At 70.7% G+C, this 20231-nt stretch carries 19 protein-coding genes; 12 read left to right on the top strand and 7 right to left on the bottom strand.

Annotation, left to right across the window (positions count from 1 at the left end; translation table 11 throughout):
* From infB to JWN97_RS05540, 6 genes are all read left to right on the top strand, one after another.
* Positions 1–1521: translation initiation factor IF-2 (infB, locus tag JWN97_RS05565; RefSeq protein ID WP_297619573.1), on the top strand; the 1521-nt coding region annotated here is incomplete at its 5' end.
* 130 nt (positions 1522–1651) lie between these two features.
* Positions 1652–2149: a 30S ribosome-binding factor RbfA gene (gene rbfA, locus JWN97_RS05560; protein ID WP_297619570.1), complete on the top strand. Its 498-nt coding sequence runs from the start codon at positions 1652–1654 to the stop codon at positions 2147–2149.
* Complete coding sequence (gene truB, locus JWN97_RS05555; RefSeq protein WP_297619565.1) at positions 2149–3006, top strand: tRNA pseudouridine(55) synthase TruB; 858 nt, start codon at positions 2149–2151, stop codon at positions 3004–3006. Before rbfA ends, truB begins: the two co-directional genes overlap by 1 nt.
* A gap of 142 nt (positions 3007–3148) precedes the next feature.
* A complete protein-coding gene (locus JWN97_RS05550; RefSeq protein ID WP_297619562.1) occupies positions 3149–4009 on the top strand; it encodes a hypothetical protein in 861 nt (286 codons plus the stop codon).
* A 78-nt stretch (positions 4010–4087) separates the two neighbouring features.
* Positions 4088–5023 (top strand): bifunctional riboflavin kinase/FAD synthetase, encoded by a 936-nt coding sequence (locus tag JWN97_RS05545; protein WP_297619559.1) that lies wholly within the window; start codon positions 4088–4090, stop codon positions 5021–5023.
* Positions 5020–6021 carry a hypothetical protein gene (locus JWN97_RS05540; RefSeq protein ID WP_297619556.1) on the top strand — a complete coding sequence of 334 codons (1002 nt, stop codon included), beginning with the start codon at positions 5020–5022 and terminating at the stop codon, positions 6019–6021. Before JWN97_RS05545 ends, JWN97_RS05540 begins: the two co-directional genes overlap by 4 nt.
* An 89-nt stretch (positions 6022–6110) precedes the next feature.
* Here JWN97_RS05540 and JWN97_RS05535 read toward each other — a convergent pair whose 3' ends face one another.
* The 4 genes from JWN97_RS05535 to JWN97_RS05520 are packed head-to-tail and all read right to left on the bottom strand — an operon-like array spanning position 6111 to position 10210.
* Entirely contained in the window at positions 6111–6353 is a 243-nt protein-coding gene (locus JWN97_RS05535; protein ID WP_297619553.1) for an HPr family phosphocarrier protein, read from the bottom strand.
* Positions 6354–6393: 40 nt separating this feature from the next.
* The gene (locus JWN97_RS05530) at positions 6394–8496 is read right to left on the bottom strand and encodes a fructose-specific PTS transporter subunit EIIC (RefSeq protein WP_297619550.1); all 2103 of its coding nucleotides are present in this window, start codon (positions 8494–8496) and stop codon (positions 6394–6396) included.
* Positions 8493–9446, bottom strand: a complete 954-nt coding sequence (locus JWN97_RS05525; protein ID WP_297619548.1) for a 1-phosphofructokinase family hexose kinase — start codon at positions 9444–9446, stop codon at positions 8493–8495. The genes JWN97_RS05530 and JWN97_RS05525 overlap by 4 nt, the downstream gene beginning before the upstream one ends.
* Positions 9443–10210: a DeoR/GlpR family DNA-binding transcription regulator gene (locus tag JWN97_RS05520; RefSeq protein ID WP_297619545.1), complete on the bottom strand. Its 768-nt coding sequence runs from the start codon at positions 10208–10210 to the stop codon at positions 9443–9445. The genes JWN97_RS05525 and JWN97_RS05520 overlap by 4 nt, the downstream gene beginning before the upstream one ends.
* Positions 10211–10295: 85 nt before the next feature.
* On the opposite strand from JWN97_RS05520, the gene ptsP reads away from it, so the two are divergent.
* Positions 10296–11975 (top strand): phosphoenolpyruvate--protein phosphotransferase, encoded by a 1680-nt coding sequence (ptsP, locus tag JWN97_RS05515; RefSeq protein ID WP_297619542.1) that lies wholly within the window; start codon positions 10296–10298, stop codon positions 11973–11975.
* Between the two features lie 608 nt (positions 11976–12583).
* Here the strand turns inward: ptsP and JWN97_RS05510 are convergent.
* The gene (locus JWN97_RS05510) at positions 12584–13630 is read right to left on the bottom strand and encodes a zinc-dependent dehydrogenase (RefSeq protein WP_297619539.1); all 1047 of its coding nucleotides are present in this window, start codon (positions 13628–13630) and stop codon (positions 12584–12586) included.
* Between the two features lie 204 nt (positions 13631–13834).
* On the opposite strand from JWN97_RS05510, the gene JWN97_RS05505 reads away from it, so the two are divergent.
* Together JWN97_RS05505 and JWN97_RS05500 are read left to right on the top strand one after the other, a co-directional pair.
* A complete protein-coding gene (locus tag JWN97_RS05505; RefSeq protein ID WP_297619536.1) occupies positions 13835–15379 on the top strand; it encodes a PTS mannitol transporter subunit IICB in 1545 nt (514 codons plus the stop codon).
* A 173-nt stretch (positions 15380–15552) separates the two neighbouring features.
* On the top strand, positions 15553–15984 hold the full coding sequence (locus JWN97_RS05500; protein WP_297619534.1) for a PTS sugar transporter subunit IIA: 432 nt from the start codon (positions 15553–15555) through the stop codon (positions 15982–15984).
* Here JWN97_RS05500 and JWN97_RS21180 read toward each other — a convergent pair.
* Together JWN97_RS21180 and JWN97_RS05485 are read right to left on the bottom strand one after the other, a co-directional pair.
* Positions 15981–16622 (bottom strand): TauD/TfdA family dioxygenase, encoded by a 642-nt coding sequence (locus JWN97_RS21180; RefSeq protein WP_363321256.1) that lies wholly within the window; start codon positions 16620–16622, stop codon positions 15981–15983. The genes JWN97_RS05500 and JWN97_RS21180 overlap by 4 nt on opposite strands.
* A gap of 87 nt (positions 16623–16709) precedes the next feature.
* Entirely contained in the window at positions 16710–18875 is a 2166-nt protein-coding gene (locus tag JWN97_RS05485; protein WP_297619531.1) for a molybdopterin-dependent oxidoreductase, read from the bottom strand.
* Between the two features lie 142 nt (positions 18876–19017).
* Between JWN97_RS05485 and JWN97_RS05480 the strand changes: the two genes are divergently transcribed.
* The 3 genes from JWN97_RS05480 to JWN97_RS05470 all read left to right on the top strand — a co-directional run.
* Positions 19018–19284: a DUF6458 family protein gene (locus tag JWN97_RS05480; protein ID WP_297619528.1), complete on the top strand. Its 267-nt coding sequence runs from the start codon at positions 19018–19020 to the stop codon at positions 19282–19284.
* A gap of 184 nt (positions 19285–19468) precedes the next feature.
* Positions 19469–19744 carry a 30S ribosomal protein S15 gene (gene rpsO, locus JWN97_RS05475; RefSeq protein WP_297619525.1) on the top strand — a complete coding sequence of 92 codons (276 nt, stop codon included), beginning with the start codon at positions 19469–19471 and terminating at the stop codon, positions 19742–19744.
* Positions 19745–20032: 288 nt separating this feature from the next.
* A partial coding sequence (locus tag JWN97_RS05470) for a hypothetical protein (protein ID WP_297619522.1) occupies positions 20033–20231 on the top strand: 199 nt, incomplete at its 3' end.

Raw genomic sequence — 20231 nt, 5'->3', positions numbered from 1 at the left:
CCCGTCGTCACCGTCATGGGTCACGTCGACCACGGTAAGACCGCGCTGCTCGATGCCATCCGTAACGCCAAGGTCGCTGCCGGTGAAGCCGGTGGCATCACCCAGCACATCGGCGCCTACCAGGTCATGGCCCACGCGGGCGAGACCAAGGAACGCCGCATCACCTTCATCGACACCCCGGGTCACGAGGCGTTCACCGCCATGCGTGCTCGTGGTGCCAAGGCCACCGACATCGCGATCCTGGTCGTGGCGGCCGACGACGGCGTCATGCCGCAGACGGTCGAGGCGCTCAACCACGCCCGGGCGGCCAACGTGCCGATCGTGGTCGCGGTCAACAAGATCGACAAGCCGGACGCCGACTCCACCAAGGTCCGCGGCCAGCTGACCGAGTACGGCCTGATCCCCGAGGAGTACGGCGGCGACGCGATGTTCGTCGACGTCTCGGCCAAGGCCGGGCTCAACCTCGACAAGCTGCTCGAGGCCGTCGTCCTGACGGCGGACGCCTCGCTCGACCTGCGTGCCAACCCGACGCAGGACGCGCAGGGCCTCGTGGTCGAGGCGCACCTCGACCGTGGCCGCGGCCCGGTCGCCACGGTGCTGGTCCAGCGCGGCACGCTGCGCGTCGGTGACTCGATCGTCGCCGGTCCCGCCCACGGTCGTGTCCGCGCCATGCTCGACGAGCACGGCAACGAGATCACCGAGGCCGACCCGTCGCGTCCCGCGATGGTGCTGGGTCTCTCGGCGGTGCCGGGTGCCGGCCAGAACTTCATCGTCGTCGACGATGACCGGATGGCTCGCCAGATCGCCGAGAAGCGTGAGGCGCGCGAGCGTGCGGCCATGCAGGCCAAGCGTCGCGTGCGTCGCAGCCTCGAGGACTTCATGGCCTCCATGGAGAAGGGCGAGAGCCAGGAGCTCAACCTCATCCTCAAGGGCGACGTGTCCGGTTCGGTCGAGGCCCTCGAGGACGCCCTCGCCAACATCGACGTGGGTGACGAGGTCTCGCTGCGCGTCATCGACCGCGGTGTCGGTGCGATCACCGAGACCAACGTCGACCTGGCCGCTGCCTCGGACGCCATCATCATCGGCTTCAACGTCCGTCCGCAGGGCAAGGCGACCCAGATGGCCGACAAGGAGGGTGTCGAGATCCGGCACTACTCGGTCATCTACCAGGCCATCGAGGAGATCGAGGCGGCCCTCAAGGGCATGCTCAAGCCGATCTACGAGGAGTCGACCCTCGGTCAGGCGGAGATCCGCGAGATCTTCCGCTCGTCCAAGGCCGGCAACATCGCAGGCTGCATGGTCATCTCGGGTCTCATCCGCCGCAACGCCAAGGTGCGGATCCTGCGCGACAGCGCGGTGGTGGCCGACAACCTCGACCTCGCCTCGCTGCGCCGCGAGAAGGACGACGCGTCCGAGGTCCGGGAAGGGTTCGAGTGCGGCATCGTGCTCAAGAACTTCCAGGACATCAAGATCGGCGACATCGTGGAGTCGTTCGAGATGCGCGAGATCCCGCGGACCTGATCCGCTGAGCTGATGCAGGAGTCCCCGCCGAGGCGGGGACTCCTGCGCGGTTCGGCCGTTGCAACACCCCACCCGCGCAAGACTTCCCCCACCCGGGGTCGCGGCCGGAGAATTTTGAGAAGGTGGATCCATGGCAAACCCCCGCGTCCGCAAGATCGCCGACCGCATCCAGGTCATCGTCGCCGAGATGCTCGAGCGCCGGATCAAGGACCCGCGGCTGGGGTTCGTGACCATCACCGACGTCCGCGTGACCGGTGACTCCCAGCAGGCCTCGGTCTTCTACACCGTCCTCGGTGCCGACGAGGAGCTCGCCAACACGGCCGCGGCGCTCGAGTCGGCCAAGGGCGTCATCCGCTCCGAGGTCGCCAAGCAGCTCGGCATGCGCATCGTGCCGTCGCTGACCTTCATCCCCGACGCCCTTCCCGAGAGCGCCCGCGCCCTCGACGAGGTGCTCGCCCGGGCCAAGGAGATCGACGACGCCGTCGCCGCCCAGCGTGGCTCGGCGTACGCCGGCGACGCCGACCCCTACAAGAAGCCCCGCGAGCTCGACGACGACCTCGACGAGGACGACCTCGACGAGGACGACCTCGACGAGGACGACGGCCTCGACGAGGACGACCGCGCCTGATGGTCGACCCCGGTCTGGTCGTCGTCGACAAGGCCCCCGGCATGACGTCGCACGACGTGGTGGCGCGGGTGCGCCGGCTGGCCGGCACCCGCAAGGTCGGTCACGCCGGCACCCTCGACCCGATGGCGACGGGCGTGCTCGTGCTCGGCGTCGACCGTGCCACCCGGCTGCTCGGCCACCTGATGCTCACCGAGAAGGCCTACGACGCCACGATCCGCCTCGGTGCGGTGACGACCACCGACGACGCCGAGGGTGAGGTCGTCTCGACGCACGCCGTCGACGGCGTGCGGGAGGACGACGTACGCACGGAGCTGGCGCGGTTCGTCGGCGACATTGAGCAGGTGCCGACCTCCGTCTCCGCGATCAAGGTCGACGGCCAGCGTGCCTACGCCCGGGTGCGGGCGGGGGAGCAGGTCGAGCTCCGGGCCCGGCCCGTGACCATCCACGAGCTGGTGGTGCACGAGGTCGAGCTGCCCGACGTCCGCATCTCCGTGCGCTGCTCGTCGGGCACCTACATCCGCGCCATCGCCCGCGACCTCGGCGCCGCGCTCGGCGTCGGTGGCCACCTGACGGCGCTGCGGCGCACGGCCGTCGGGTCCTTCGACCTCTCGGTCGCATGCACCCTCGAGGAGCTGGCCGACGGCTTCTCCGTGATGCCGATCGCCGAGGCCGCACGCGCGTCCTTCGCCGCCGTCGACCTCACTGACGAGCAGGCGGCAGACGTCCGCGTCGGACGCGCCCTCGACCTGCGGCTGCCCGGCGGCGGTCCGCACGCGGTCTTCGCGCCCGACGGCGAGTTCCTCGCCCTCTACGAGCAGCGCGGGGAGCAGGCCCGGGCGGTCGCCGTCTTCGTCTGACTCCTGGCCCGTCTCACCCCTACGGGTGCAAAGGTGGTCTTGACCACCTGGCCGGCCCTCTGGTGGGCCGACCGGCGCAGGAGCAAGGTGAGGGGCGGGCCGGAGGTCGCAGGGTGCGACCAGCGCCCGAAGGAGGTACGGCATGTTGGTCCACCGCATCGCCGCACTCGGCGTCAGCCTCATGGTGCTGACGGCAGGGGCGCTCACTGGGGGAACGGCCGGCGCTGCCGGTCCTGCTGCTGCACGGGAGACAGCAGCCGGCATGGTGCCCGTCAGCATCGGCGCGGGCGGAGTCGTCACGATGCCGAGCGTCGTCGCGCCGGGCGTCAACACGTTCAAGATCACCACGACCCGGAGAAATGCGTCGCTCCAGCTGCTCGCCCTGGTGCCTGGCTACACGGTCGAGCAGGCCGAGGCGGATGTCGAGAACGGTCTGGAGAAAGGCCGGCTCAAGGCCCTGAGGCGGTTCGAGGCCAACACCACGTTGCTGGGTGGGGCGACGGCCACGAGGGAGAAGGCCGGCAAGCTGGCGATCGACCTCGAGCCGGGTTCCTACCTTGCGCTCGACACCAACAAGACGGGTTCGCCGTGGCTACCGTTCACCGTGAGCGGGACCGACACGGGCGCGAGCCTGCCTGCCGGTGCGAGCCTCCGGGCGATCGACAGCACCACGTGGGCGAAGTCGCCACGGGCCATCCCCCGCAGCGGCTGGCTCAGGTTCAAGAACCGGGCTGACCAGAACCACTTCATCGCCATGGTCAAGCTGCTGCCGGGCAAGACCCTGGAGGACTTCGCCACCTTCCTCGACGACGAGTCCGGTCGGCCCCCGATCGACTTCCGGGTCGGCATCGACTCTGGAGTCGTGAGTCCCGGCCATGACATGGCCTTCAAGTATCGGCTGCCCCGCGGCAGTTACGTCCTGACCTGCTTCTGGCCGGACGCCTCCATGGGCGGCATGCCGCACGCCTTCATGGGCATGTACCGCCTCGTCGAGGTCCGCTGAGGCACGACGTACGACACCGACGTTCCCGTCGTCCGGCCTGGGCGGCGGGAACGCTACGTCTGCTACTAGGCTCGCCCCGTGCAGATCTGGCGTGGAGTCGACGACGTGCCGGCCGACCTCGGCCGCACCGTGGTCAGCATCGGCAACTTCGACGGCGTCCACCTCGGGCACGCCCACGTGCTCCGGGAGGCTCGGGAGACCGCGGCGCGCCTGGGCATCGACACGGTCGTGGCGGTGACCTTCGACCCGCACCCGATGGCGGTGCTGCGGCCCGAGCACGCCCCGCCGACCCTCACCTCGATCCACACCCGCGCCCGGCTCCTGGAGTCGGCGGACGTCGACGCGATCCTCGTGCTCGGCTTCGACCGCGAGATCGCCCGCTGGTCGCCCACGGAGTTCATCGACCGGATCATCGTCGAGGCCCTGCACGCCGGGGCGGTGGTCGTCGGCGCCAACTTCCGCTTCGGCGCCAAGGCCGCGGGCGAGGTGGCGACCCTCGTCGAGGCGGGGGCCACGCGCGGCTTCGACACCGTCGGCGTCGCCCTCGACGGCGGCCCGCAGGTCTGGAGCTCGACCTACGTCCGGCAGTGCCTGGCCACCGGCGACGTCGCCGGCGCCTCCGAGGCCCTCGGCCGGCCCTTCACGGTGCGCGGCATCGTCGTCGAGGGAGACAAGCGCGGGCGCGAGATGGGCTACCCGACCGCCAACGTGCCGGTGCCGCCGGTCGACGCCGCGCCCGCTGACGGGGTGTACGCCGGCTGGCTGACCCGCCTCGACACGGGCGAGCGGCTGCCGGCCGCGATCTCCGTCGGCACCAACCCCACCTTCGACGGCGAGCGCGAGCGCCGCGTCGAGTCCTACGTCCTGGACCGCGACGACCTCGAGCTCTACGGCGTCGAGGTCGAGGTCGCCTTCGTCGAGCGGCTCCGCGGGATGGTGAAGTTCGAGGGGATCGAGGCGCTCGTCGAGACGATGCACGACGACGTACGCCGCGCGCGCGAGATCTTGGCGTGACGCAGCGCCGCCGCGGCACGGGCGACCCGATCGCCGACACGGAGGCCTGGTTCCTCGAGCACGGTCTGTCCTACTTCGTTCCGGACGAGCGTGCCGCGGCCCGGGAGGCGCTCACCCGTCGCCGGATCCTGCCGGCACTCGCCGTGGTGGCGGTGGTGGGCGCGGTCCTGGCCGGCCTGCTCGGGTGGATCTCGGACCAGGTGGCGGCCGCGCCGGCGGTGCTGCTGACCGTGGCGGGTGGCGGAGTCCTGGCGTACGCCCTCACGGCCCTGCACGCCCGCCCCATCGTCGGCTGGGCCCTCAAGCGCACCCTCACCAGCCTGGGCTCGATCCTCGGCACCGCGTCCCGCGCCCTGCCTCTGCTCCTGGTCTTCATCGCCTTCCTCTTCATCAACGCCGAGGCGTGGCAGATGACGTCCAGCCTCGACTTCGGCACCCTATGGCTCACCGCACTGCTGCTGCTGGGCCTGGCCCTGGTGTTCTTGCTGGTGCGGCTGCCCGAGGAGGTCGACCAGGCCGACGACGCGGTCGACGACGCCTTCCTGCTGCGCGCGTGCCGCGGGACGCCTCTCGAGGGGGTGTGCCGGCAGATGGTGGACGATCCGCGGGCCGACCCGGCGTCGTACGCCCAGATAACCGGCTTCGCCAGGTGGAACCTCGTGGTCGTGTTGCTGGTGATCCAGGTCGTGCAGGTGCTGGTCCTGGTGGCTGCCGTGTTCGGCTTCCTGCTCGTCTTCGGTTCCCTGATCGTCAACGAGGACGTCCAGCTGGCGTGGACGGCCCGGGACTTCACCACCCACGTGCCCTACCTGACGAACGTCTCCGCCGAGCTGGTCAAGGTGTCGCTGTTCCTGGCGTCGTTCTCGGGTCTCTACTTCACCGTCTCGGCCGTCACCGACGAGACCTATCGGGGCCAGTTCTTCGCCGCGGTGATGGTGCACCTGGAGCAGGCCGTCGGCGTCCGTGCGGTCTACGTGGCGCTGCGTGAGCGCGGCTGAGCACTCGGCGTACGACATGCCCGTGGGCGGTGCGTGAGGCACCTTCCGGAGCGCCGGAACGTGTCTCGCACACCGCCCACGAGGTGGTGTCAGGCGTCGAGGTCCTGCTCGACCAGTGCGGCGATCGCGTCGACCGCGGCCTGGTCGTCACCGGCCACCTCCACGGTGTCGCCGCTGCCGGCACCGAGGGTCATGATCATGAGCGAGGAGCTGGCGTCGACGCCGTTGATGGTGACGTCGGACCCGAGCTCACCGGCCTTCTCGGCGATGATCGCGGCGGGGCGGGCGTGGAGGCCGACGGCGGAGCCGACGACGACGGACTTGCTGGGCATGGTTCTCCTTGGGTTGCGGTGGTCGGTGGGGGATCTGGACTCAGACAGTAGCGACGTCCGCGTCGGCGGTGCCGCGGCTCTTGGCGAGGGTGACGAGCGCTGCGCCGACGATGACACCGGCGGCGAGCGAGATCAGGTACCCCACGATGTTGGACACGGCGAACAGCACGAAGATGCCCCCGTGGGGGGCTCGGACGGAGACGTCCAGCGCCATGGCGAGACCGCCGGTCACGGCGCTGCCGGCCATGATCGCGGGGATGACCCGCAGCGGGTCGGCGGCCGCGAACGGGATCGCACCCTCGGTGATGAACGACGCGCCGAGCAGCCAGCCCGCCTTGCCGTTCTCCCGCTCGGCGGCCGTGTAGAGGCCCGGGCGAATGACGGTGGAGAGTGCCAGCGCGATGGGCGGCACCATGCCCGCGAGCATGACGGCCGCCATGATCTTGAGCTCGGGTGCGTCGCTCGAGGCAGCAGCGGCGGTGCCGACGCCGGCGGCGGCGAAGCTGTAGGCGACCTTGTTGAGCGGGCCACCCATGTCGAAGGCCATCATCAGGCCGAGGATGACACCGAGGACGACGGCGTTGGACCCGCTCATGCTGTTCAGACCGTCCGTGAGCTGCGTCATCAGCCACGAGATCGGCTTGCCGAAGACCAGGATCATCAGCAGCCCGGCGACGATGGACGTCACCAGCGGGATCACCAGCACCGGCATGAGGCCGCGGGCCCAGATGGGCACCTTGCGCTGCTGGAGCCAGTGCGCGATGACACCGGCGAGCACGCCGCCGACGATCGCGCCGAGGAAGCCGGTCTGAGCCAGCCCCACCGGGCTGTCGCCGGAGCTCTGCACGTTGAAGATGTTGATGGCGAGCCCGCCCATGACGAAGCCGGGCGCGATGCCGGGCCGGTCCGCGATGGCGTACGCGATGTAGCCGGCGAGGGCCGGCACGAAGAACATGAAGGCCGTCTTGCCGATGATGAAGAAGATGGCCCCGATGTAGGCCAGCACTCCCGAGCCGAAGAGCGCGTGGTCGAGACCCAGGGCGGTGACGTCCGGCGGGCTGAAGAGGGTGTTGTTGACGGCGATGTCGCCGTAGGGGCCGACGATCTCGTAGCCGCCGAGGAGGAAGCTCAGGGCGATCAGCAGACCGCCGGCGGCGACGAACGGGATCATGTAGGACACACCGGTCATGAGCACCCGGCGGGTCCGACCGCCCCACGTCTCCTGACCCATGGACGAGGCGCCGGCCTCGCTGGCCGTGCCCTCCACCCTGGGGGCGCTCGCCGGGTCCCCGGCGTAGCGCAGCGCCTCGGCGATCATCGCGTCGGCGTCGTCGATCGGACGCTTCACGCTCGAGCTCACCATCGGCTTGCCGGCGAAGCGCCCACGGTCGCGCACGCCCACGTCGACGGCGAAGATGACCGCGCCGGCCTGGGAGATCGTCTCGGGCGAAAGGGGCGTCGATCCCGCCGATCCCTGGGTCTCGACATGGAGCTCGACACCGGCGCGCTCGGCTGCGGCCTCGAGCGCCTCGGCGGCCATGTAGGTGTGCGCAATGCCGGTCGGGCAGGCGGTGACCGCCACCAGCGAGGGCTTGCCGGCCGGGCCGGGAGCCGTCGCGTCGGCGGCCGCGGGTGTCGCGGTGCCGGACGGGGCGCCGGAGGCGGGCACCCCCGTCTTCGCGGCCGGGGCGGGCTCACCGAGCTCGTGGGTGATGAGGTCGACGACCTCCTCTTCCGAGCCGGCTGCGCGGAGCGCGTCGGTGAAGGCGGGCTTCACCAGGGCGCGGGCCAGCTTGGTGAGGATGGTGAGGTGGTCGGCGTCGCCGCCGGCGGGCGCGGCGATCAGGAAGGCGAGGTCAGCTGGCCCGTCCTTGGCGCCGAAGTCTACGGGCGGGTCGAGCCGGGCGAAGGCGAGTGTCGGGGTCTCGACGCCGGTCGTTCGGCAGTGCGGGATCGCGATGCCGCCGGGCAGGCCGGTGGCGGAGGTCGCCTCCCGCGCGAAGGCGTCCTCGATGAGCTGGTCCTTGTCGCTGGCGCGACCGGCGTCATCGACGACGGCCGCGAGTGCGCGGATCACGTCGTGCTTGTCCGGGCCCCACGCGGCACCCAGCCGCACGAGGTCGGTGGTGATCAGGTCGGTCATGCTGTGCCTCCGATGGCAGTGACTCCGACGAGCTCCGTGCGGAGCTGCGAGGGCAGGGGGATGGTGGTGCCGGGTAGACCCGCGGCGGCGCTGCCGTAGGCGACGGCCAGTGCGAGGCGGTCGGGGGCTGGGAGACCCCGGATGTCGCCGAGCAGGTAGCCGAAGAGGCTGGAGTCGCCGGCACCGACGGTGCTGACGACTGTGGTGGGGGGTGGAGTGGCGTGCCAGGCGCCCTCGGGCGTCACGAGGACCGCGCCGTTGCCGCCCAGCGTGGCCAGGACGGCACCCACGCCGCGTGCGATCAACGAGCGTGCCGCCTCGGCGGCGGCTCCGGGGTCGGACTCGAGCTCCTCGGGGTCGCCGCCGGTGAAGGAGGCCAGCTCCTCGCCGTTGGGCTTCATCAGGTCGGGTGCGGATCCCGGCAGGGCCTCGACCAGCGCCTGGAGCGGGGCTTCGCTCGTGTCGACGGCGACGCGACCGCCCACCTCGCGGAGACGGCGTACGAGGTCGGCGTAGAAAGCGGGGGACGCACCCACGGGAAGTGAGCCTGCCAGCACTGTCCAGTCAGCACCAGAGGCGCGGACCAGGATGGTCTGGGCCATCAGCTCGAGGTGCATCGGCAGCACCGCGGCACCGGGTGAGTTGAGCTTGGTGGTGGTGCCGTCGGGCTCGGTGATCGTCAGGTTGACCCTCACGTCGCCGGCGGGGCGCACCGGGCGGCAGTCGATGCCGGCGCCGAGCAGCTCGAGGACGAACGGGTCGTCCTTGAGGGCAGGTACGACGGCGATGCTGGGGATGCCGGCGCTCACGGCCGCGCGGGAGATGTTGACTCCCTTCCCGCCCGCCTGGGAGGTCACCGAGGCGACCCGGTGGACCTGCCCGCGGACCAGCTCGCCGTCGAGCGCCACCGTCCGGTCGATGCTCGGGTTGGGCGTCAGGGTCAGGATCATGCGATCACCACCTCGATTCCGGCTGCTTCCAGCACACGGCGGTCCGCGGCCTCGATGTCGCTGTCTGTGACCAGCACGTCCAGGCTGTCGAGCGTCGCGAACCGCACCGCGGTCTCGACGCCGAACTTGCTGGAGTCGGCCAGCACCACGGTGCGCCGGGCGCACGCGATCATGGCCCGCTTGCTCGCCGCCTCGTCGCTGTCGGGCGTCGTGAGGCCGTGGCCGACCGTGATGCCGTTGGTGGCGATGAAGGCCACGTCGGCCCGGAACTCGGCCAGCGCCGACACCGTGTCGGCGCCGACCGCTGCATGGGTCGTGGGGCGCACCTTGCCTGGGAGCAGGTGCAGCTCTATCTGTGGCAGTCCCGCGAGCCGGGTCGCCACCGGCACCGCGTGGGTGATGACCGTGAGGCGGTGGTCGCGGGGGAGTGCGGCGGCGAAGCGGGCGGTGGTGGTGCCGGCGTCGATGACGACGACCGAGTCGGGCGGCGGCAGCAGCGCCACCGCGGCGTTGGCGATGGCCTCCTTCGCCTGCGTGTTGGACTGGTCTCGCTCGCCGATGCCTGATTCGATGACGGTGAGCGAGCCGGCGGGCACCGCGCCACCGTGCACCCGACGCACCAGACCCATGCGGTCGAGGGTGGAGAGGTCACGGCGGACGGTCTCTGTGGTGACCTCGAACTCCCCGGCCAGCTGGACCACCGACAGTCGGCCACGGCGACTGATCAGCTGGGCCATGGCCTGCTGCCGCTCTTCGGCGTACATGGGACCCCTCTCCGAGATCTGTGTATGTGTTGTTTTAGTCCCGAATGTGTTGCTTGTCAACAATGTCGTGATCTACGGTGTGTCCATGACCACACCCGCGCACACCCTGAGCGGGACCCCGGTCGTTCCGGGTGTTGCCGCCGGTCCCGTCCTCCACGTCCGTGGCGAGATCTCGCCCGACGCGATCGCGCGCTTCGGCGACGGCGACTTCGCCGATGCCGACGCCGCCCTCGCGGCCTACGACGACGCCGCGGCCGCCGTGGCCGAGACCTTCACCAGCAAGGCCGCCAGCGCCGAGGGCGCGGCCGCGGAGGTGCTCACCGCGAGCGCCGGGCTGGCGCGCGACAAGGGCCTGCGCTCGGCCGTGCACAAGAACCTCCAGTCCGGGCAGGGCGTCGTCACGGCCGTCCAGGGCGCGGTGGACCAGTTCGTCACGATCTTCACCACCATGGGCGGCCTGATGGCCGAGCGGGTGACCGACCTGCGCGACATCGAGCGGCGCGTCGTCGCCCACCTCGTCGGGGAGCCGCCGCCGGGGGTGCCCACGCCGAGCGAGCCGTCGATCCTCGTGGCCGAGGACCTCGCGCCGAGCGACACCTCCGGCCTCGACCCGGAGCTGGTGACCGCCCTGGTGACCGAGCGCGGGGGCGCGACCAGCCACACGGCGATCATCGCGCGCCAGCTCGGCATCCCGTGCGTGGTGGGTGCCGCCGGCGTGATGGACATCCCGACCGGCACCTTCGTCGTCGTCGACGGCGAGACCGGCACCGTCGAGCTGGGAGCCGACCCCGACGAGGCCCGCGCGCGGGTGGAGGCGAGCAGGCGCCTGCGCGAGGAGCTGGCCGCCTGGAGCGGTCCGGCCGCGACCGCCGACGGGCTGCCGCTCAAGCTGCTCGCCAACGTCGCCGACGGTCCGTCCGCGCAGTCCGCGTCGGTCGAGCCCGTGCAGGGCGTGGGCCTGTTCCGCACCGAGCTGTGCTTCCTCAACCGCAAGGACGAACCGACTGTCGAGGAGCAGGCCGACATCTACGCCGACGTCCTCGCGCCCTACTCCGACGGCCGATACGTCGTCGTACGCACCCTCGACGCGGGCTCCGACAAGCCGATCGCGTTCGCGACGCACGAGGGCGAGGAGAACCCGGCTCTCGGCGTGCGCGGCCTGCGCCTCAGCTTCGGCAACCCCGGACTCATGGACCGCCAGCTCGACGGCATCGCCGCCGCGGCCGAGCGCACCGGCACCGAGACCTGGGTGATGGCGCCGATGGTGGCGACCGTCGCCGAGGCCGCCGACTTCGCCGCGAAGGTCCGCGAGCGCGGGCTCAAGCCCGGCATCATGGTCGAGATCCCCTCCGCCGCGCTGCTCGCGCACCGCATGCTCGAGGTCGTCGACTTCTTGTCGATCGGCACCAACGACCTGACGCAGTACGCCATGGCCGCCGACCGCATGGCCACCGACCTGGCCCACCTCACCGACCCCTGGCAGCCGGCCGTGCTCCAGCTGATCGCCATCACCGCGCACGCCGGCACCGAGGCCGGCAAGCCGGTCGGCGTCTGCGGCGAGGCCGCCGCCGACCCGCTGCTCGCCACCGCGCTCATCGGGATGGGCATCTCCTCGCTGTCGATGGCCGCGCGCGCCGTACGCCCCGTGGGCGCCCAGCTCGCCCGGGTCACGCTCGAGACCTGCGAGGCCGCGGCCGAGGTCGCCCTCGGCGCCCCCGACCCGATGGCCGCCCGGGCCGCGGTGCGGGAGGTGCTCGGGGCCTGAGGTCGGGCCGTCGTGCCCCGGCTGCTGCTCCGCCAACTCACCAGTTGGCGCGCCAACTCGCGAGTTGGCGACTTGGGGGCTGCAGCCTGGCCACCAGAAGCCCCCAACCCACCAACTGGTGAGTTGGCGGCCCGGCGTACGACGGCTCGCTCGCTGGACGCCGCCCGTGCGCGGGTCCGGCGTACGACGTCGGGCGGTGCGTGAGCCACCCTCCGCGGCGCCGGAAGGTGGCTGGACCACCGCCGGGGGGCGGGTCGTACGACGGACGCGGGTGAGCGGTGACCCAGCCACCCCCCGCGGCGCGGGAAGGTGGGTGGACCACCGCCGGGGGGCGGGTCGTACGACGGACGCGGGTGAGCGGTGCCCCAGCCACCGTCCGCGGTGCCGGAAGGTGGGTGGACCACCGCCGGGGGGCGGGTCGTACGACGGACGCGCGTGAGCGGTGCCCCAGCCACCCTCCGAGGCGCCGAAAGGTGGCTGGGCCACCGCCGGGGGATTCCCCCCGGTCTTGAGCCGGTGGATTTCGACGCGCACGTCGCGGCTTCGTCCCGCAGCCGCGGGGCTGGCTCAACCTCCCCGGTCGGACGCCGTTGCCCGACGTCGTCGGGCTACGGCTCGACGGTGACCTTGATGGCCTCGCCCTTGGCCACGATGTCGAAGACGCTCATCACGTCGTCGAGGGCCACGTGCTTGGTGATCAGGTCCTTGACGGGGACCTGACCGGTGGAGATGTACTCCAGCGCCCGCTTGTTGTGGGCGGGGGAGGAGCCGTTGGCGCCGTGCACGTGGAGCTGGCGGTAGTGGATGAGGTTGGAGTCGGCCTTGATGAACGGGTCCGTCTTGGGCAGGCCGCCGAAGAAGGAGATCCGGCCCTGGCGTGCGGCCATCGCGATCGCCTGCTCCTGGGTCACGTTGGCCGGGGTCGCGGTGATGATGACGTCGGCGCCGCGGCCGCCGGTGAGCTCCATGACCTTCGCGACGACGTCGACCTCGGCGGCGTTGATGACGTGGTCGGGCCGGACGGCGTCGGCCGACATCTTGAGGCGCTCGTCGTTGATGTCGACCAGCACGACGGTGCCGACCTTGTGGACGCCGCGGGCGATGCGGATGTGCATGCAGCCGATCGGGCCGGCGCCGAAGACGACGGTGAAGTCGCCCTCCTCGATCCCGAGCTGCTCCTGGGCGTTGATGGCGCACGCGAACGGCTCGGCTGCGGAGGCCTCGTCGTAGCCGACGTTGTCGGGGATCCGGTTGAGGCCGTCGACCTTCAGCACCTGCTCGGGGACGATCATGTACTCGGCGAACCCGCCGTCGTACTGGTAGCCGACCGAGGTCTGGTTCTGGCAGACCTCCATCCACCCCTTGCGGCACTCGTGGCAGTCGCCGCAGGGCACCGCGGCGATGCACTGCACGCGGTCACCGACCGCGAAGCCGCCGAGCGCGTCGGCGCCGACCTCGACCACCTCGCCGGCGACCTCGTGCCCCATGGTGGTCTCGCCGGTGATGTTGACGTGCCCGTTCTTCTTGATCTTGACGTCCGTGCCGCAGGTGGAGCAGTTCTTGACCTTGATCTTGACCTCGCGGGGGCCGCAGTCGGGCTCGGGTACGTCGACCAGGCGGACGTCCTCGGGGGCGAAGAAGCGAAGAGCCTTCATGGGTGGGAACCTCTCGATCGATGTGCCGTGCACGGGGCACGCAAGGGAGCTGTTGCCTCACGGTAGCGCCTTCAACGGAGGTAAAGCCACACAGTCGGGCACGAAATCATGCCCGAATGCTTGGCAACATGCCCGTTCGTGAGGTTTAATCACGGCATCATGTGATCGGGGTCACCCCTCGAACTTCGTATGGAGGACATCAGCATGGCGACAACCACCACCACTCCCGCAGGCCAGGGCGCGCGGGTCCGGGTGCAGAAATTCGGCACGTTCCTCTCCAACATGATCATGCCCAACATCCCGGCACTGATCGCGTGGGGACTGCTCACCGCCCTGTTCATCGACGTCGGCTGGTTGCCGAACGCCGACCTGGCCACGATGGTCGGTCCGACCATCCACTACCTGCTTCCCATCCTGATCGCCGCCACCGGCGGGCGCATGGTCCACGGTGACCGCGGTGCCGTCGTCGGTGCCTTCGCCGTCATGGGCGCGATCGCAGGCTCCGACCTGCTCGTCGCCAACTTCAACGCGGACGCGCTCGCCGACTGGCTGGCCGCCGGCAACGCGGCGGAGGACTTCCGCTCCCTCGGCCAGGTCCACATGTTCATCGGCGCGATGATCCTGGGCCCCCTGTCCGCCTACGTCATGAAGCGCCTCGACGCCCTCTGGGACGGCAAGGTCAGGGCCGGCTTCGAGATGCTCGTGAACATGTTCTCGGCCGGCATCGTGGCCTTCGTGATGGCGATCGTCGGGTTCTGGGTCGTCGCCCCGATCGTCAACGAGGTCATGGACGTCCTCGGCAACGCCGTCGAGACGCTGGTCGACAACAACCTGCTGCCCCTGACCTCGCTGCTCATCGAGCCGGCCAAGGTGTTCTTCCTCAACAACGCCATCAACCACGGCGTGCTGACCCCGCTGGGCCTGACCGAGGCGGCGGAGAGCGGCAAGTCCGTGCTCTTCCTGCTCGAGGCCAACCCCGGCCCGGGCCTGGGCCTGCTCCTGGCCTACTCGGTCTTCGGGCGGGGCGTCGCCAAGGCGACCGCTCCCGGCGCGGCGATCATCCACTTCCTGGGCGGGATCCACGAGATCTACTTCCCCTACGTGCTGATGAAGCCCAAGCTGATCCTCGCGATGATCGCGGGTGGCATGACCGGTGTCGCCATCAACGTCGCCTTCGACGTGGGCCTGCGCGCCCCGGCCGCTCCGGGCTCGATCTTCGCGGTCTACGCGCAGACGGCCAAGGGCAGCTACATCGGCGTCACGCTCGCGGTCTTCGGCGCGGCTGCGGTCTCCTTCGCAGTGGCATCGTTGCTCCTCAGGCTGGACAGGTCGGAGGACGACGGCGACCTGGGCGCCGCCACGGCCAACATGGAGTCGATGAAGGGCAAGAAGTCCATCGCCTCCTCGGCGCTCGCGGGGGACTCGGGATCGGGATCGGGCACGGCGACCGCCACCCGCCAGATCCAGAGCATCGTGTTCGCCTGCGACGCCGGTATGGGGTCGTCCGCCATGGGTGCCTCGGTGCTCCGCAAGAAGATCCAGGCCGCCGGCCACGGCGAGGTGACCGTGGTCAACAAGTCGATCGCCAACCTGGACGACAGCTACGACCTGGTGGTCACCCACCAGGACCTCACCGATCGGGCCCGTCAGAAGACCCCGTCCGCCGTGCACGTCTCGGTGGACAACTTCATGGCGAGCCCGAGGTACGACGAGATCGTCACCATGGTCGACGAGGGCAACAGCGCCTGATCCGCACCGCCGAGGTCCACGAGCCCGGCCCTCTGCGGTGCGGAGGGCTGGGCCGTCCACTCGAGGTCGTGCGAGGCACGCGCCGTGGTGAGATGAGTGGACTGCTGAGACGCACGCACCACCGACCGGCGAGGCGCCGGTCGGACCCACACACTCAAGGAATGAGGGGCCAGATGAGCGACGTACTGAGCCGGGAGGCGATCGTTCTCGGGGGCCAGGCCCGGGACCGGGACGCAGCCATCACCGAGGCCGGCCAGCTGCTGGTCGCAGCGGGCGCGGTCGACGAGGCGTACGTCGCCGCGATGCACGAGCGCGAGACCTCGGTCTCCACGTTCATGGGCAACGGCCTCGCCATCCCGCACGGCACCAACGAGGCCAAGGCGCTGATCCGCCGCACGGCGATCTCGTTCATCCGCTACGACGAGCCGATCGACTGGAAGGGCAACCCCGCCACGTTCATCGTCGGGATCGCCGGCGCCGGCGACGACCACCTCACGGTGCTGCAGGCGCTCGCCGGTGCCTTCACCGACGACGACAGCATTGCGGCGCTCACGGCGGCCCAGACCCCCGACGACGTCCTGGCCGTGCTGGCCGAGAAGCTCTAGCCGCACGGGGTAGCCGTCAGCCGATCAGGGCGTCGATGTCGGCGAAGCCGGGGTGCTGGACTCCAGGGCGTTGAAGCCCACGAACTCCGCGCGCCGGGTGACCGCGACCTCGTCGTCGTGGTGCTCGGTCCCGTCCCGGTCGGCGTAGTCGTAGGCGTTGGTGTGCACGGCCCACAGGTTCTCGACGAGCGCCTTGAGGGCGTCGGGAGGCGGTCGTAGGCGTCCACGGTGTTCGCCCACACCGTGTTGCCGCCGTACGGCGGGACGGTGACGCCGCGCAGCACGCTGAAGGCGGGGACCCGGTCGACGAAGGTGACGTCGGTGTGCCAGCTGTTGGCGGCCATCCCCTTGTTGGCCGTCAGCGTGGAGATCCGCTCGCTGCCCGTGTTCACCGTCGGGTGGGCGGTCGTCAGCGTGCCCAGCTGCTCGGCGAAGGCGAGGTGCCCCGCGTCGTCGAGGTGGTCCTGGCCGCGGAAGAAGACGACCTTGTGACGCAGGATCGCCTCACGGACCTGCTTCACGACCGCGTCACCGAGGTCGCCGCCGAGGCGTACAACGTCGATACGGGCGCCGATCCGTCCGCCGAGCTGCTGCACCTGCAGGTCGCTGGCGATGTCCTTCTCGAGCTGGAGAGCCATGGAAGCCCTTTCGGTCACGCGTCGAGCTAGTATGTCTAGTGAAACACTAGATAACTGATCCGCGAGATCACGTCCGGGACGCGAGGTTCAGCCTGCCGGGGTGACGGCGACGGGTACGCCGTTGAGCGCGGCGTTGCCCGACACGTCGAGCAGCTCGGGGTCGGTGAGGTCGTTGATCGAGACGCCCGCGACCCCGCGACTGCGGGTCATCAGGACGCCGTCGCGCGCGTGGCCGTAGCCGTGGGGGAGCGACACGACCCCCGGCATCAGGTCGTCGGAGGCGGCCACCTCGACCTCGACCGAGCCGATGCGGGAGGTCACCCGCACGCGGGCCCCGTCGGTGATGTCCCGGTCGGCCAGGTCGGCCGGGTTCATCAGCAGCTGGTGGCGTGGCCGGCCCCTGGTGAGCCGCTCGGAGTTGTGCATCCACGAGTTGCAGTCCTGCTTGTGGCGCCGCCCGATGAGCAGCAGCTCGTCGCCGGCGGGGACCGGGGTCGCCGCCAGGCGCGCCACGTCCTTCACGACGAGGTCCGGCGCCAGGTCGAGCCTCTTGCCCTTCGCCGGCAGCCGCTCCGGCAGCTGCCCGCCCCGGAGCGGTCCGAGGTCGATGCCGGCCGGGCGGGCGCGCAGCTTCTTGAGCGTCACGCCGCTGGAGCCGCGTCGCAGCAGCTGGCCGACGAGGAAGGTCGGGCTGGCCGTCAGGCGGGCCCGCTGGACCAGTCGCTTCTTCAGCGGGACCTTGCGGCTGAGCCGCGCGGTGGTGCGCAGGGTGATCTCGCGGAAGATCTCCCAGTCGTGGCGCTGGTCGGACTCCTTCGCGAAGACGGCCGGCGTGAAGCGCGCGGTGTTGCGCACGGCCAGCAGGTGGAAGACGAGGTCGTAGTGGTCGCGCTCCAGCGCCGTCGTGGGCGGCAGGATCACGTCGGCGTGACGGGTCGTCTCGTTGACGTAGATGTCGACGGCGGCCATGAAGTCGAGGTCGCCCAGCACGCCGTCGAGGCGAGAGCCGTCGGGCGTCGACAGGACCGGGTTGCCGGCCACGGTCAGCAGGGCGCGCACCTGCCCCTCGCCGGGCGTCTCGATCTCCTCGCGCAGCGCCGAGACGGGGAGCTCGCCGGCCGTCTCCGGCAGGCCGCGCACCCGGGAGCGCCAGGCGTCGTGGTGGCCCCGGCCGATCAGACCGGTGCCGACCGCGTCGATGGCGGGGCTGGTGAACATCGCCCCGCCGACGCGGTCGAGGTTGCCGCTGAGGATGTTGAGGCAGTTGACCGCCCACTGGCACACCGAGCCCCAGGGGCCGGCGGAGACGCCGATCCGGCTGTAGACGACCCCGGCGTCGGCGGCCATCAGCTCGCCGGCCAGGCGACGGATCTCGGTGGCCGCCAGTCCGCTCACGGCCTCCGCCCGCTCGGGGGTGAAGTCGGCGACCAGCTCGACGACGGCGCCGAGCCCGTCGACGTACGACGCCACGCGGGGCGCCGCGTCGGGGGAGGCCTCGGCGGTCAGGACGTGCAGCATCGCGAGCAGCACCCAGGCATCGGTGCCCGGGCGGACGAAGTGGTGCTCATCGGCGATCTTGGCGGTCTCGGTGCGGCGCGGGTCGAGCACGACCATGCGCCCGCCGCGCGCCCGCAGGTCACGGGCCCGCTGGGGGAAGTCGGGCACGGTCATCAGCGAGCCGTTGGACGCCATCGGGTTGGCGCCGATCACCAGGAACCACGAGGTCCGGTCGATGTCGGGGATCGGCAAGAAGAGCTGGTGGCCGAACATGAGGTGGGCGACGAGCTGGTGGGGGAGCTGGTCGACCGAGGTCGCCGAGTAGCGGTTCTTCGTCCGGAACGACTTGAACATCGCCGTGCCGTGGGTCATCGACCCGAGGCTGTGCGCGTTGGGGTTGCCGAGGTAGACGCCGAGGGCGTCGTCGCCGTGCGCCTCGATGACGCGCGCGAAGTTGTCGGCCACCAGGTCGAACGCCTCGTCCCAGCCGATCTCCTCCCAGGTCGCCCCGGATCCCTCGCCGACGCGGCGCACCGGTCGGCGCAACCGGTCGGGGTCGGCGTAGACGTCGGCGATCGCCACGCCCTTGGGACAGATGTGCCCGCGCGAGAGGGGGTCGGCGGGGTTGCCGCGGACGCCGACGACCTCGCGGCCCCGGACGGTGAGCTCGAGTCCGCAGATCGCCTCGCAGAGGTTGCAGACACCGATCCGCTTCTCGTCCTGCGTCGAGGTCTGCACTGGGGTCTCGGTGGACATCCCTCGATCCAACCACGCCCGTGCGACGGACGCGCCGGCATCCGCGCGTCCACCCCGAGAGGGGTTTCGCCCCCGGCCCAGGTGGGGCATGCTCTGCGCGGCCCGGTCACCACCGGGCCTCCCCAACAGAATGGAGCTCGTCATGGGTTTCGGAGGACCGATCGGCCTCATCGTCGTCGGACTGATCCTGTCGCTCGCGTTCAACGAGCAGCAGGTCGGGCCACTGCAGGTCAACACGCTGGGATGGATCCTCGTGCTCGCCGGTGCGCTCTGGCTGGTGCTGACGCTGGTGCAGCAGAACACCCGCCGCCGTCACACCACCACGGCCACCACGACCGACGACCAGGGGCGCCAGGCCACCACCCAGCGCACCACCGAGGCCGACCCGCCGCCCCCGCCGGCGGTCTGAGCCCCACCCGGGTCGTCGTACGAGCTCCTCGACCGCGCGGCGCGGATTGGTCTCACCGTCCAGCGCCTCGATATGCTTCTGCGGTTGCCCACGTGGGCGACGTGCCGTGACAACGGCCGCGGATCCAGAGTGCCCCGGTGAACAGGCCCGGGCGCGCCGCGCAACGAGAACCGAAGGAGCCCCCATGTCGATTGGTACCGACGCGGAGACCAAGAAGAACATCATCGCCGAGTACGCCCAGACCGAGGGTGACACCGGTTCCCCCGAGGTGCAGATCGCGCTGCTCAGCCACCGCATCTCCCACCTCACCGAGCACCTCAAGACGCACAAGCACGACCACCACAGCCGTCGTGGCCTGCTGCTGCTGGTCGGCCAGCGCCGCCGCCTGCTCAACTACCTGCAGAAGACCGAGATCGAGCGCTACCGCTCCATCGTCGAGCGCCTCGGCCTCCGCCGCTGATCACTGGAGCGGCCTCCCGCACACGGGAGGCCGCTCCGCTCAGTTTCCGGCTCGCCGGACCACGCGCCCACCGCGCTAGTGTCTGGACCGGAGCACTGCACAACTGAAAACCAAACCACAGGAGCGACCCGCACGTCCGGCCCGGTCCTCGGTAGTGGCCTTCAGATCGTCCCGTCAGGGAGAGCTGCGGGCCTCGATCGAAGACCGGCCCCCGCGGGGCTTCGAAGTCCCACCCAAGAGGTGGACGTCGCGGATCGCTCCGCGAAGAGAAAGCAGGATCCTGCTTCCATGAGTGAACCCATCATCTCCGCCGTCGAGACCGTTCTCGACAACGGCAAGTTCGGCACACGCACCGTCAAGTTCGAGACCGGGCTGCTGGCACGTCAGGCCGCCGGCTCCGTCACGGCGTACCTCGACGACGAGACCATGCTGCTCTCGGCGACGACCGCGGGCAAGACGCCCAAGGACCACTTCGACTTCTTCCCCC

It is taken from the genome of Nocardioides sp. (assembly GCF_025965415.1).
Classification (GTDB): Bacteria; Actinomycetota; Actinomycetes; order Propionibacteriales; family Nocardioidaceae; genus Nocardioides.
The sequence above is the reverse complement of the archived record's forward strand: the minus strand, read 5'-3'. Positions and strand labels throughout refer to the sequence as shown.